10 protein-coding genes and 1 pseudogene are annotated in these 14,876 nt (G+C 34.7%); 4 read left to right on the forward strand and 7 right to left on the reverse strand.

The window, feature by feature from the left end; all coding sequences use genetic code 11:
* Positions 1 to 96: 96 nt before the first annotated feature.
* Positions 97 to 738, reverse strand: coding sequence for a response regulator (locus tag DM800_RS26020; RefSeq protein ID WP_000590676.1), 642 nt, complete (start codon positions 736 to 738; stop codon positions 97 to 99).
* A gap of 1 nt (position 739) precedes the next feature.
* Positions 740 to 2,572 (reverse strand): GAF domain-containing sensor histidine kinase, encoded by a 1,833-nt coding sequence (locus DM800_RS26025; protein WP_147787937.1) that lies wholly within the window; start codon positions 2,570 to 2,572, stop codon positions 740 to 742.
* A gap of 352 nt (positions 2,573 to 2,924) precedes the next feature.
* Between DM800_RS26025 and gerKA the strand changes: the two genes are divergently transcribed.
* Genes gerKA through gerKC form a run of 3 tightly spaced genes read left to right on the forward strand, consistent with a single transcriptional unit; the run spans position 2,925 to position 6,619 of the window.
* Positions 2,925 to 4,427 (forward strand): spore germination protein GerKA, encoded by a 1,503-nt coding sequence (gene gerKA, locus DM800_RS26030; RefSeq protein ID WP_147787938.1) that lies wholly within the window; start codon positions 2,925 to 2,927, stop codon positions 4,425 to 4,427.
* Positions 4,408 to 5,514 carry a GerAB/ArcD/ProY family transporter gene (locus tag DM800_RS26035; RefSeq protein ID WP_147787939.1) on the forward strand — a complete coding sequence of 369 codons (1,107 nt, stop codon included), beginning with the start codon at positions 4,408 to 4,410 and terminating at the stop codon, positions 5,512 to 5,514. The genes gerKA and DM800_RS26035 overlap by 20 nt, the downstream gene beginning before the upstream one ends.
* On the forward strand, positions 5,495 to 6,619 hold the full coding sequence (gerKC, locus tag DM800_RS26040; RefSeq protein WP_000474009.1) for a spore germination protein GerKC: 1,125 nt from the start codon (positions 5,495 to 5,497) through the stop codon (positions 6,617 to 6,619). Before DM800_RS26035 ends, gerKC begins: the two co-directional genes overlap by 20 nt.
* A gap of 31 nt (positions 6,620 to 6,650) precedes the next feature.
* On the opposite strand, the gene treC is transcribed toward gerKC, so the two are convergent.
* The 3 genes from treC to treR form a co-directional block, all read right to left on the reverse strand.
* Positions 6,651 to 8,312 (reverse strand): alpha,alpha-phosphotrehalase, encoded by a 1,662-nt coding sequence (treC, locus tag DM800_RS26045; protein WP_147787940.1) that lies wholly within the window; start codon positions 8,310 to 8,312, stop codon positions 6,651 to 6,653.
* A 13-nt stretch (positions 8,313 to 8,325) separates the two neighbouring features.
* Positions 8,326 to 9,753: a PTS system trehalose-specific EIIBC component gene (treP, locus tag DM800_RS26050; protein ID WP_147787941.1), complete on the reverse strand. Its 1,428-nt coding sequence runs from the start codon at positions 9,751 to 9,753 to the stop codon at positions 8,326 to 8,328.
* 140 nt (positions 9,754 to 9,893) lie between these two features.
* Complete coding sequence (gene treR, locus DM800_RS26055; protein ID WP_088061842.1) at positions 9,894 to 10,604, reverse strand: trehalose operon repressor; 711 nt, start codon at positions 10,602 to 10,604, stop codon at positions 9,894 to 9,896.
* A 449-nt stretch (positions 10,605 to 11,053) separates the two neighbouring features.
* Between treR and DM800_RS26060 the strand changes: the two genes are divergently transcribed.
* Complete coding sequence (locus tag DM800_RS26060) at positions 11,054 to 12,451, forward strand: amino acid permease (RefSeq protein ID WP_000448430.1); 1,398 nt, start codon at positions 11,054 to 11,056, stop codon at positions 12,449 to 12,451.
* Positions 12,452 to 12,483: 32 nt separating this feature from the next.
* Here DM800_RS26060 and DM800_RS26065 read toward each other — a convergent pair whose 3' ends face one another.
* On the reverse strand, positions 12,484 to 14,187 hold the full coding sequence (locus DM800_RS26065) for a putative bifunctional diguanylate cyclase/phosphodiesterase (protein WP_087983374.1): 1,704 nt from the start codon (positions 14,185 to 14,187) through the stop codon (positions 12,484 to 12,486).
* A gap of 486 nt (positions 14,188 to 14,673) precedes the next feature.
* Positions 14,674 to 14,876: pseudogene (locus DM800_RS26070) on the reverse strand (cobalt transporter); the annotation flags it as partial.

Consider the following 14,876-nt stretch of genomic DNA (forward strand, 5'->3'; position numbering starts at 1 on the left):
GATTCTATGCCTACATAGTACAAAAGAACTATCTTGTCATTTATTCTTTGTAATACAGAATAAAGCAACACGATAGTTCTTTGATAGATTTCTTATTTAATCCAACGGAACCAATTGATTTCGAACTGCATAAATCACTGCTTGCGATCGACTTTTCACATTTAGTTTTTTAAAAATTTTATTGATGTGAATTTTAACTGTTTTATCACTAATATATAGAACTTCAGCAATTTCTTTATTACTAAGTCCTTTTACTAGTTCAAATAGAATTTCCTTTTCCCGTTCCGTCAGTTCATTTTCATTTGATTCTACTTTCATCTTTTGCTGATGATATGTAATTAATTTTTTAGTCATACGCGGATGAATAACTGAATCGCCTCGATATAACATTCGAATTGCTGCTACTACCTGCTCTGATGAGGAATCCTTCAATAAATAACCATCAGCACCGGCCTGGAGTGCATCCATTAAATACTCATCATGTTCATACATTGTAAACACAAGTACTCTGCAACTTGGATATTTTTTTTTCACTAACTCTGTAGCTTCAATCCCATTTTTCCCTGGAAGATTAATATCCATCAAAATACAATCTGGTCGGCATTCTTCTACTTTTCCCAATACTCCATCCCCAGAGCTAGCTTCTCCAACCACTTTCATATCAGATTCATCCTCTAGTATGCTCCGAATTGCGTCCCGTAAAAAAGCATGATCATCTACTACTAATATTTTAATCATTTTACGCACCCCTTGTTTGTGAATCTGGAATTAACAGTGTAATTTCTGTCCCTTGCCCTACAGAACTATCAATCTGTAAAGTAGCCCCTAATTGTTCAGCTTGTTCATTCATATGTAATATACCATAATGTGGCTCATTCTTCGTTTTAACCATAGACTCAAATAATGAAAAACCAACTCCATTATCCTTAACCCTTAAAAGCACGTGCTCACTTTGATAGCTGAGTAAAACATCGGTCTTTTCTGCTTTTGCATGTTTTACAATGTTTTGCAAACTCTCTTGTAATGTATCAAAAATAACCCTTTCTTTTGAAAAACTAAGCGCACGTACATGACCTCTTTCATGATATGTAATATCTAGTTCATATTCTTGTTTTAAAGATTTTATTTTACTCGCTATCGCCTGCTTAAGTCCTAATTGTTGTGTCGGATATGGTTTTAAAGCATAAATAGAATAGCGAACTTCCCCTAAGCTTCTTCTTAAATCTTTTATACTTTTCTCTACTACTTGCTGCATATCTATTGGTTTATCACGGAATTTTTTCTGCGCGGATTCTAGTTGAAATATCACCCCGGCTAATGTTTGCGCAATACCATCGTGAATTTCTCTTGCGATTCTATTTCTTTCTTCTAAAATCATTCTTTTTTCCTGCTCAGAAATCAATATCCTTGTTTTAACTACGTTAGCTAATTGGTTAGAAAATGTAGCTAACGACTGTACATCCTCCGGAAAAAAACCTGCAGTTCTACTTTTCCCTGCAACAAACATTCCGACTAGTTCACCATTTACAATAAGAGGAAAATACACAAGTGAGCGTATGACACTATCAAATATTTCATCTTCAGGAGCCGTACCAATTTTCCAATCATTAAATACTAGATTTTTAGAGAGTTCCTCAAACGCCTTATTTTTTTCTGAATGATCAGAAATATCGAAGCGGACTTTCCCATCTTTTAATAGAATATTCCAGTTCCCATCATCTTTTGTCCATATTACATATGCTTGTATGCCGAAAAAACCTTTAAGTGCTTGTTTAATATGCTTTAAGTTTCCTCCGGTTAGTCCTCGACTAATTTCGGTCGTAATAAGAAATAATTCATATAATCGTTCCTTCTCCATCCTTATCCGTACAGAAAAAGAACTAATAATTGAAGCTGCTACAAGTGGAAAAAAGAAAAACAGTACTGTAACCTCGTTTACTTCCACACTATATGTACTAATTAATACATGCATCAGTGCTGCATAAGAGAAACCAAAAGTTTCGCAAAGAAATACAGTTACAGTTTTTTTATACCACTGATAGATTGAATATGGTTGTGGAAGGAGTATCATTAACAAATCGTAAAAGCGGTTGTTGAAAAAACAAAAAAACACGCAAAATAATAACAAAGATATTAAATTTTCATATAGAACTGACATATCTATCTTGTTAATTAATAAGGACATACATTTATTTGAAAACCATTGGGCCAAGATTAAACTAAGCGCATGCTGAGTACTATTAAATAACATTCTTTGTATCGGCGAACGACGATGCAGGTGAATAATTAGTGTTACGAGTACAATAGCAATAATAGTTATATGGATTCCAAACTGCCAACTCATAGCGTAAATTATCGGAAAGGTAAGCGAGCTAGTTCCTCTCCAAAATCGTACAGGAAAATACTCTGCAATCCCCATAAATATTAATAACAATATTAATATCGTTGGATAAGAAGGGATTTTAATTTCAAGTAAAGATATAGTTATAGTAATCAAACCAAGAAAAGAAATAAAATAAAGATAAGAACTAGCAATCTTTTCTCTCATAAAGATAGAATTTACATCCTTCAAAACAACCCCTTCTTTCTTTATAAAAATTCATTTTCTCTATTATCCAATAAAAAACCGGCACTGGCAAAATGGAAGAACTTCCACTAGCCAATCACCGGCTGTGTACTGTACCTAAAAAGGCAAGACACAATACTAGTATTATAAATCGCTTTTCTTAAATTTCATATTCATCGAATGATGTAATTATACATACCGCTAGGTTTACCCACTTATAGTACAAAAGATATATATTAATATCGCAAATACATACTTTCTTCCCATCACCCTACCTTTTCCAAATAAACCAAGCATAAATTTCTTACAAAAAGCAAAAATTAACAGGAGCGAATTTATTCTAATAGAGGTGGAAATTATGACTGAACAGGAAAATTCACAACAAAATAATAGCAAAAAGCATATGTTTCCATCACTTCCGGAAAATATTAATTACATTGAAAATAAGCTCTGTCACTCAGATGATATAAAAAAATTAGATGTCCCTTTTCAAAACGGAAAAGGAACGATCATATATATTGAATCTTTAGCAGATCCAAATTTAATTCATCAATTAGCTCTTGAGCCATTATTAACGCGGTCTGATTTGTCTTTAGATAAAGCTTTTTCCACATTAAATATGAAAAAAGAAACGAATTTAAATTATGGTGTGCAGCTTCTATTACAAGGTAAATCATTATATTTTCATGAACAGGTCGACAGTTTTTGTATTTTCGAAACGGCCTTATCTTTAAAGAGAGATATAACAGAACCTGATAATGAAGGCATTGTGCGCGGTCCACATACTGGTTTTGTAGAAGATTTAGCAACCAATTTAGCTTCGATTCGTAAGCTCATAAAAAGTCCAAATGTCGTCGTCAAATATTTCACACTTGGTGAAGAAATGCACACGAGAGTGGCAATTGCTTATATGCAAAATATAGCGAATGACGATTTAGTTGCAGAAGTGAAAAGAAGATTAGAAACAATTAAAACGGACGCACTTATGCCTCCAGGATACATACAAGAATTTATAGAGGATACGTCTTTCTCACCCTTCCCGCAGCAATTAAATACAGAGCGTCCAGATAGAGTCGCAGCAAATTTAATGGAAGGACGAGTTGCTATTTTATCTGACGGAGATCCAACAGTGCTCATCGTACCTGTTACGTTATTCGCTTTTTATCAATCACCAGATGATTATAATAACCGCTGGATTGTCGGTTCTTTCATCCGAATGATTCGCTTAGTAAGTTTTTTAATTGCCTTTCTCTTGCCAGCTTTTTATATTGCAACTGTCGCTTTTCATCCCGATGTGTTGCCGCTCGAACTTGTGTATACAATTAAAGCTTCATTAGAGAAAGTACCGCTTCCTCCTATTTTTGAAGCTCTCTTAATGGAATTAATCTTTGAATTGTTACGAGAAGCTGGTATTCGCTTGCCGAGCCGCGTTGGACAAACAATCGGTATTGTAGGTGGTTTAGTAATTGGTGATGCAATTGTAAAAGCTGGACTCGTTTCTTACACAATGATTATCGTTGTAGCTTTAACTGCAATTTCATCTTTTCTCGTTCCATCAAACGATATGAGTTCAGCAGTTCGAATTCTTCGTTTTCCATTAATGCTCCTTGCTGCCATATTCGGATATATTGGAATATCATTCGGTCTAATTATAACTTTCGTTCACTTGTGTCAGCTTCATTCTTTTCATACACCATATCTTTCTCCTGTTGCCCCGATGCGGATTAAAGATATGAAAGATTCTTTCGTAAGACTACCAATTTGGTCATTTTGGGAACGACCACATGATCCAAAACCGAAAAAAATGCAACGACAACATGTAACGAGAGAGGATGAGGACGGTGACAAACACGCAAAGTAAAATCTCGCTAGTTCAATTTACCTTTTTCGTTATTCAATGCCAAATCGGAGTTGGTATACTTTCTCTCCCTAACCGTCTTCACCCAATTGCTAAAGGTGGTGGATGGATTTCTGCACTCATCGCTGGACTTGCAATTCAACTTATCATTTTACTTATGTGGCTTTTCTTAAAACGATTTCCTGATGCAGATATGTATGAAAGTGTTTGTATGCTATTTGGTAATAAGTTTGGAAAACTATTAGGTTTTGCTTATGTTTTTTATTTTACCCTTATCGGTATGACGGTTATGTTGAATGTTTGTAATGTCGTTAAAGTTTGGATATTACAAGCAACTCCGTGGTATGCCATTCTTATGTTATTTACAATAGCTTGTTGTTATGTAGCTTATAATACGTTTAAAGTCATCGTACGATTTTATGTCATGGCCTCTATTCTCATTTTACCTATGGCGCTTTTAATTGGACTTGGGCTCTCACGGGCTGATTTTTCTTATATTTTTCCCATTACAGAGGCTGGATGGTGGAATATTATTCAAGCATCGAAAGAAACAATTACAGCTATGTATGGTTTTGAAATTATTCTTATCGCTTTCCCAAAAGTAAATGGGACTGCTGTGGCAAAACTGAAGGCCATTTCTATCGCTAATGGATTTGTAACTCTTTTTTATACTTTTACTGTTTGGATTTGCTTTATCGTATTTAGTCCAAAACAAATTGAACTTATCCCAGAACCAGTTGCTTACTTATTACGCTCCTTACATATCGGGATTATAGACCGAACTGATTTACTATTCATACCAATTTGGATGATAACTGTTGTAGCTTCTATCGCTAGTTATTACTGTGCCGCTTCTATCGGAATTGGACATATATTCAATCTTTCTAATCATAAAAAGGCTGTTCCAATCGTTGGTATTATTGCTTTTAGTGTAGCCTTATTTATAGATACACCTGAAGAATTAAAAGTAATTGCAACTTTCACTGATAAGTTCACCTATATTTTCATCGTTGTCCTCCCTCTTTTATTTCTACTCTATTCAGTAATAAGAAAGAAGAAAGGAGAACAGTATGTTCAAAAAAAGATTTAAATTACTTTTTATATTATGTACTAGTTCCCTCCTTTCTGGCTGTTGGGATCAAGAACCATTAAGGGAAGCAAGGTTAGCTTATAGTATTGGATCTGATATTACGGAAGAGAATAAACTCCAGCAAACAATCGAGCTCGTAAAAAGTTCGAGCGGAGAGCAATCTTCATTCGAAAATGAAATACATTCAGCAACCGGGCATAACATAAGGGATACAAGCGATGCCCTAAAAAAAAATGTGACTGGGAATATTCGCTATTTCAAATATGGTGTTCAATTACTAGGAACCAAAATTCTAAAAAAAGGTATACTACCCTATTTAGATGTCAGCTTTCGTGACCCAACAAACCCAACTGCTTTAGTAAAACTTATTGCAGTAGATGGTGAAACGTCCGAGATACTCGAAAAAAAGAAAGTAGGAAATTTACTAATTGGAGATTTTCTAAAGAAAAAAGTGAAAAGCTTAGAAGATATGAGTGTATTTCCAAAAGAAACTTTAGAAACAGCTGCTACAAAAATGTTAGATCCCGGTAAAGATTTCACCCTCCCGTCTATAAAAATAAAAGGAAAAGAAGTAATTACAAACGGGTTAGCTTTATTTAATAATGATAAATTAACTGGGCATTTACCTTTAAAACACTCTGTTTTATTCGTGTTATTAACCGGAAAAATGGGAACAAGTGCCCGTATAACCCAAAAACTTACTAGCGATGAATCAGAGAAGACATCTGATTATTTAACAATGGAAATTAGCAATCGAAAGTTAAAACGAGACTTAAAAATAACAACGGATAAAAAAGGAAATGTTTATGCTCACATTAAGCTTCAATTAAAAGTTATAGCGCTTGAAGCTCCGAGAGATAATCTTTACAAAATGGATGAAAGAGCCAAACTAAACAAAGAATTGTCTAAACAGCTTACGAAAGAAGCTAAAAAGATAACGAAAAAGTTACAAAAAGCAAATTGTGATGCTTTCGGTATTGGAAGACATCTTATCGCTTATCACCCTGACTTATGGAAGAAAAAAAATTGGAATAAAGATTATGCAAAAGTAAAATTTAAGCCTGAGGTAGAGGTAAGCATTTTGTATAGCGGTGTCTTAAAATAAAAGGTTGTATGCCGCGCGGGCATACAACCTTTTATTTCGTATATCGATAGACAATTGACTCATATGGTCTTAAGTTAAGTTTTGTAATATCCTTGCTGGAATCTTTATAATTCGACAGTAGTATTTCTTGTTTCATTCCATCTAATTGAACATGAGCTGGTACAAAGTACATTATTTCTTCTCCATAGAAGTTATTGATAACAAGTAATACCTCGTCATTTATAGTACGTGTATATGCCCAAACCTTAAGATGATTTTCATCTAAAATAGCATATTCTCCTTCTGTAATTACATCATACGTTTTTCTAAGTTCTATTAACTTTTTATAATGATAAAATACAGACTGTTTATCTTCTAATGCTTTTTCTACATTAATCTCTTTATAATTCTCAGCAACTGAAATCCAAGGTGTACTTGTTGTAAAACCACTGTTCACCTTTTCATTCCACTGCATCGGAGTACGAGAGTTGTCACGAGATTTTTGTTTTAAAATCCCGATAATCTCTTCTTTTGATAATCCTTCTTCTAGCTTTATATCGTGTATATTTAACGATTCCACATCGCGATATTGCTCGATGGACTCGAATTTAGGATTCGTCATACCGATTTCTTCGCCTTGATAAATGTAAGGTGTTCCTTGCAACATATGCATAGCTGTCGCTAACATTTTCGCAGATTCATTTCGGTACTTTCTATCATCACCGAAGCGTGACACAATACGAGGCTGGTCATGATTACACCAGAACAACGCATTCCATCCTCCGCCCTTTTGCATTTCAATTTGCCAATTAGACATAATCTCTTTTAATTTAATGAAATCAAAATCAGCTTGCGTCCACTTATCTCCATTCGGATAATCTACTTTTAAATGATGGAAACTAAACGTCATACTTAATTCATTACGCTCAGGGTTTGAATATTTAATACAATTATCAATTGTCGTAGATGACATTTCTCCAACTGTAATTACATCTTTCCCTTTAAAAACATTTCGGTTCATCTCTTGTAAATATTCATGAACGCGCGGGCCATCTGTATAATATTTACGCCCATCGCTTGTCGCCGTACTTCCGTCATCATTTAAGAACTGTTGATCTTTTGAAATTAAATTAATAACATCTAATCGGAATCCAGTTACCCCTTTATCAAGCCAAAAACGCATCATATCATATACTTCTTCACGAAGTTTTTTATTTTCCCAATTTAAATCAGCTTGTGTCTCATCAAATAGATGTAAAAAATATTGCTCTGTCTTCTCATCATATTTCCAAGCAGACCCACCAAACTTAGATTGCCAATTATTTTTTTCATCACGCCAAATATAGTAATTACGATATGGACTATTTTTATCTTCCTTTGCTTCCTTAAACCACTTATGCTCCGTAGAACTATGATTTACAACAATGTCGAGCATAATTTCAATGTTACGTGCCTTTGCTTCTTCTAAAAGCTCTTCAAACTCTTCCATCGTTCCGTAAGATGGATCAATACTGTAGTAATCACTTACATCGTATCCATTATCATTTTGTGGTGATTGGTATATCGGTGTTAACCAAATATAATCTACTCCGAGTTCTTTTAAATAATCTAGTTTCTCTGTAACTCCTTTTATATCACCGGTTTCTTTATTGTAATAGCTATTAAAGCTCTTCGGATAAATTTGATAAACTACACTTTTATGCCAATCCTTCATGTTTAACTTCCTCCTACTTCTGTTTTACTCGTTTTGCAAATAACCATGTTAACGTAAATGGGATTACAACCGCGATAATCATTCCTACAATAAACATTGGAATCGATTTCGGAATGATAGAAATAAATGCTGGTAATCCGCCAATTCCAATAGCAGGTGCTAATACACCATTTAACGTAATAAATATAGCTGCAATAGCCGATCCTATAATCGCTGCATAGAACGGGAATTTATTTCGTAAGTTTACACCAAACATAGCTGGCTCTGTAATACCGAAATATGCTGAGATTGCTGATGTAGATGCCATGCTTTTATCATTTTGATTTTTAGAAATCCAGAACATCGCAAGTGCCGCACTACCTTGCGCAATGTTAGAAAGAGCAATCATTGGCCAAATGAATGTACCACCGTGCTGTGCAATTAATTGTAAGTCGATAGCAATAAACATATGATGCATACCTGTAATTACAAGCGGTGCATATAATGCTCCAAACAATATTGCTCCAACTACTGGTACTGTTTCATATACACCTACTAACCCAGCTGTTAATAAATCTCCAATATGACGTGTAACTGGACCAATAATTCCTAATGCTAACACACCTGTTACGACAATCGTTGTAATTGGTACAACTAATAATTGAATTGCATTTGGTACATGTTTCTTTAAGAAGATTTCCACTTTACTTAATACAAATGCTGCTACTAAAACCGGTAGAATTTGACCTTGATACCCTACCTTTTCAATTTGAAATAATCCTAAAATATCGAAGTACTCAATCTTTTGTCCATCTAAACCAGTCGCTGCTTTTCCATAATCCCACGCGTTTAATAATGCTGGATGCACAAGCATTAATCCCATAACAATCCCTAATATCGGACTACCACCAAAACGCTTCGTTGCTGACCAACCGACAAGCGCTGGTAAGAATACGAATGCTGTATTCGCCATCATATTAATTAAATCCCAAAGCCCACTTAAGTTTGGATACACATCTAATAAATTTTTACCTTCAAAAAATAAGTCCTTTGCCCCTAATAGATTGTTAATTCCCATTAGTAAACCAGCTGTTACGATGGCTGGTAATATCGGCATAAATACATCTGAAAATACCTTTACAAACTTTTGAGCTGGATTTAACTTTTGGTTTCCAGAATCTTTTACATCAGCTACTGTCGCTTCCTTCATACCTGCAAGCGTTATCAATTCGGCATAAACTCGATCAACATCTCCTGGACCGATTACAATTTGAAATACTCCAGCGTTATGAAACGCTCCCTTCACTAATGAAACAGACTGTAATTTATCGTTATCTATTTTACTTTCATCTTTTAAAGCGATACGGAGCCTCGTTACACAATGCGCAGCTTGTTCAATATTGTCTTTTCCACCAATATACTGCAACACTTCCTCTGCTATTTGACGATAGTCTTTCCCCATATTCCCGTCCCTCTTTTCTTTTTTTGATACCGTTTACAATTACATATTAACTCGTATATATAAGTTAGTCAACACTCGTATATACGAGTTTGTGATTTTTTTATAAAAAAAGAGATGAAACGTTATTTCGTTCCATCTCCTTATTTTCTCCGCGCCACATCCGAAAAATGAAAAATATCTAAACGATGGCGTGATTCTGTATATTCGAACTGACTTCCATCATAAAAATGCGTAAAGTTTTTCACAACGACAACATAGTCTGTTCCATTTAAATCTAAATACTCTCTATCGTCCTCTGTACATGGCTGCACTTCAATTACCCTCTGTGAGTAACTAATATGAAGACCTAATTCTTTCTCAATGTATTTATAAATGGATTCCGCTGCAATTTCACTCGTTAATCCAGGAATATATTCCGATACAAAATGATTAATATCCAAAATTACTTTTTCTCCATCAATATTTCGTACTCGTTTAATATGATCTATTTCTGTTTTCTCTTTCACATTTAATAGCTTTGCAACTTCTTTTGTCGCTTTTACTTTCTCCATTTCCACGACTTCTGTAATACAATGGCGTCCTAAACGTTCATTTTCTTCTTGGAAACTTACAATACCACCAAAGTTGAATTCAATGTTTTTTCGCTTTAAAACAAAAACACCTTTTCCATGTATTTTTTGAACATATCCACGCTCTTGTAATAAATCTACCGCTTTTCTTACCGTACCGCGGCTTGCTTCATACTGCTTCATTAATTCAGTTTCGGATGGGATTTTGCATCCCTCTTTTAATCGCTTATTATCAATAGACTTACTGATTTCTGTATAAATTTGTTCATACTTACTCATCATCTACAATAGCCCCTTGTCACCTTCTAATTCTATATGTATTATACCATGCTACACTCTTCTGCCAATCTCTCACTTATTTTCCAGTATAGGAAAAATACAGGTAAATATTTAATCTCTAAAACGTATTTTTATAAAAATTTTTATATTTTTCTTTTCATTCAAAAAAACATGTAGTATACTAACTTCAAAATCAGAGGAGAAAGGGAGCAAAGAACTATGCTTACTTATACAACAATTGTAGTTACATTTGCACAAAAACATCATCATCATACGTAACCCTTGAAACCTAGCGGAAAAATTACGCGTAGGTACAAGGGTTATTCCCGTTGTACCTACGTTAGGCGAAGAGCCATGTAGGTATTTTTTATCTACATGGCTCTTTTTTTATTGCCAAAAAGCTAGTAAAAAATGATGTTTAAGCAAAACTTACTACAAAGGAGTTAACAAAAATGGAAACGAAAAAATGGGGATTATGGATTTTAACAGCTTTTGTAATCGGAAATATGGTTGGCGGTGGCGTATTTATGCTCCCAGCAAATTTAGCACACGTATCAGGTCCAATGGGTTCTACACTCGCATGGAGTATTACAGGCCTTGGCGTATTTATGATTGCACTCGTATTTGGAAATTTAGCAATCCGAAAACCAGAATTAAAAGCTGGACCACAAAGTTATGCTCAAGCGATGTTCCCTTCAAAAAAAGCGGGTAAAGTTGCAGGATATAGTATGGCATGGGGCTATTGGGCTGCGAACTGGGCTGCAACCGCATCTGTTATTATTTCCTTTGCTGGATATTTATCAACATTCTTTCCAGTGTTACAAAGTAAGCAAATTCTTTTTTCAACGAACGGATTTTCACTAGAACTCGGAAAAGGACTAACTTTCCTCGTATGTAGCCTTATGTTATGGGGAATTCAATATATTCTTTCTCAAAATATTGACCGAGCTGGAAATATGAATCTTCTTGCTACCATTGCAAAAATTATTGGATTTACAATGTTTATTGTAATCACATTATTCATTTTCAATGCCTCTAATTTCGGAGACGGTCAAACATTTATGAATGAAGCAGGACAATCAATTTCGTTAGGTGGACAAATCAATTCAGCTGCTATCGCAACACTTTGGGCATTTATCGGTATTGAATCTGCTGTAATGCTTTCTAACCGTGCAAAATCTCAGCGCGATGTAAAAAAAGCTACCATTTTCGGGTTGATTATCGCTCTTCTTATTTACATGTCAATTACTTTACTTACAATGGGAGCTCTCTCGCAAGATGCTTTAAAAGAATCTCAAAAACCATTAGTAGACGCATTAAATTTAGCAATTGGCAATAAAGGTGCCTATATCATGGCTTTACTTGCACTTGTATCTTTATTTGGATCTACAGTTGGCTGGATCGTTGTTAGTTCAGAAGTACCTTACCAGGCAGCCAAGAATGGACTTTTCCCTAAGTTTTTCGCGAAAACAAATAAAAAAGGTAGTCCTTCCAAATCATTATTTATTACAAATGTGATGACGCAAATTTTCTTATTCTCAACGATTTCTGGTACCGTATCCGAAGCTTATAATTTCGCTATCGTTGTAGCAACATTAGCTTATTTAATTCCATACCTTGTTTCTACGCTGTACCAATTCAAATTGGTTATTACAGGAGAAACGTATGATATAATGCCTGGCTCTCGAATAAAGGATGGGATCATTACCACATTAGCATTTGTATACTCTATTTGGGTTATCAAAACCGGAACTGCTGATTTAAAAACGTTCTTCTTAGGAATTGGATTGTTCGTATTAGGTCTTATTCTTTATCCAGTACTAATGAAAAACTCACAAAAAACGAATTAAAAAAAGAGAAGCTACCAGCTTCTCTTTTTTTATTAAAAATCTGTAATTAACTTTTCTTTTAACTCTCCTACAGATAAAGGTTTTGCATAATAAAATCCTTGGACGTAATCACAGCCCATAGATTGTAATAAACTTTCTTGCTCTACTGTTTCTACTCCTTCAGCAACTACTGCTAAATTTAAGCTATGGGCAATTTCAATAACAGATTTTACAATCGTTCGCTCTGGCTGTGCGTGATCATAATGAAATTCACGAATAAAGTTACGATCAATTTTCACTATATCCAGTGGCAGTTGCTTTAAATAATATAAGGAAGAATAACCCGTTCCAAAGTCATCTAAAGCAATTAAAATACCCATATTTCTTAATTCTTGTAATGTAGCAATAATATAATCAAAATGGCGAACAGCGATACTTTCCGTTACTTCCAAAATTAAACGATTCGGTGGAAAGCCAGTTCTCCTTAAAATGCTACGTACAGATATAATAAAACGCTTTTGCATTAATTGTTGTATGGATAAATTAACAGATAACTTTAGTCCTTCTTCGTAATCTGGCAATGTTTTAAACAAGCGACATGACTTTTCTAATACCCAGTCTCCTAATTTTATAATAAGTCCAGATTCTTCAGCTACTGGAATAAATTCGCCTGGCGAAATAGGCCCTTCTTCTGTCGAACAACGTGCTAAAGCCTCAATACCAGTATATTTCTTCGTTTTCAAATCAATAATAGGCTGCAGTACCACATCTAATTCTTCATCACGGATTGCCTTTTGCAAAGCGAATTCAATTTTCATTCTACGATTTATTTTCGCACGTAACTCATCTGTAAAGAAACACGCGGCATTTCTGCCTTGTTCTTTCGCACTATACATGGCTAAATCCGAATTTTTTAATAGAGTTTCTACATCTTGTCCGTCTTGCGGATATGCGCACAGTCCTAGACTAGCTGAAATGTATACTTCATGACCTTCAAGCATAAATGGGGCCTGAAAACATGACAACACAGATGTCGCTAACTGCCTCATTTCATCTTGTTTATGATTTTTTGTTAACAGCACAAATTCGTCGCCACCCAGCCTAGCCAGAACGTCTTTCTCTCCTAGCACATAATGCAACCGTGAAGCAACTTCGCTTAAAAGTAAATCCCCTATCATATGACCTAGCGTATCGTTTACTAATTTAAAACGATCCAAATCAAAGTAAATCATACCAAATTCTTTTTTTCCTGCAATCATCTCGTTTACAGTCGTTATTAGCTGCAATCGGTTCGGTAAACTCGTTAAAGCATCATGATACGCAAGCTCCCTATAACGACTTTCACTTAACCGCAACCTCTGTTCCGCTTCTTTCCTACTACTAATATCATTTCGGATCGCGATAAATTGATACGGCTCTCCTTTTTCATTTAAAAACGGAACAATTGTTGTTTTAACCCAATAATACGTCCCATCTTTTGCTTGATTTCGAATCTCACCTCTCCATACTTTTCCGTTCAAAATGCGCTTCCATAGAATTTGAAAAAATGTTTTCGGATGATACCCTGAATTTAAAATACGATGATCTTTCCCTATTAACTCTTCTCGTGTATATTTGGAGATTTCACAAAACTTATCATTTACATATGTAATAAGACCATTTCGGTCTGTAATCGCAACAATTGAAGACTCATCTAATGCTAACTTTAAATCTCGCAATGAAGAGTCATATAATGCATGACCTCTTTGTTCTAGCATGCGCATCTCTCCTTGCTTCCTATCTGACTAAAACACAACTTGTTTCTCTTCATAGAAATAGAGATATTTCATTTCTTAATAATAGCTATTTGCATTCATCACATTTTGAAATATGCCGATTAAAATAACATAATATTATTTGTAATAAAAAGCAATATAATACCGTTTCAATTATAAATAGTAGTTTCTTATCACTATACTTAGCTTACTTTATTATAATTCATTCTCTTACATTCCTTTATAGCTAGCTCTATACAATGCCTATTCCCTATTAATCCCGCTCATATCTAACCTCTTTACTTTACTAGCGAAATAGAATTTCGAGCACACTATACAACTATTCACGGATAATAATATAAAAGTTAAAATTAGTATATATGTTTTTGAATTACAATAACAAAATATTAACATATTTTCACCTTTATTTTGGAAATATTTTATAAATACTTTATTAAACTAAAAAAAGAGGAAAGCCTCTTTTTTAGTTTAATACGGATATGGTATTTGCTGATACCCCGGATATGGAGTTGAATATGGTGCTGGGTATGGCGCTGGATAAGTTACTGGGTACGGTGCTGGATAGTAGCCTCCACTTGCTGCACCCGTTAATGCGCCAGCTGTAAGTCCACCTAACACGCCTCCAGCAAAACTTCCTGGGAAAAATCCGCCGCCCCATGAGCCGCCCCCCC

This window comes from Bacillus sp. AY18-3, assembly GCF_008042305.1.
Lineage (GTDB): Bacteria > Bacillota > Bacilli > Bacillales > Bacillaceae_G > Bacillus_A > Bacillus_A wiedmannii.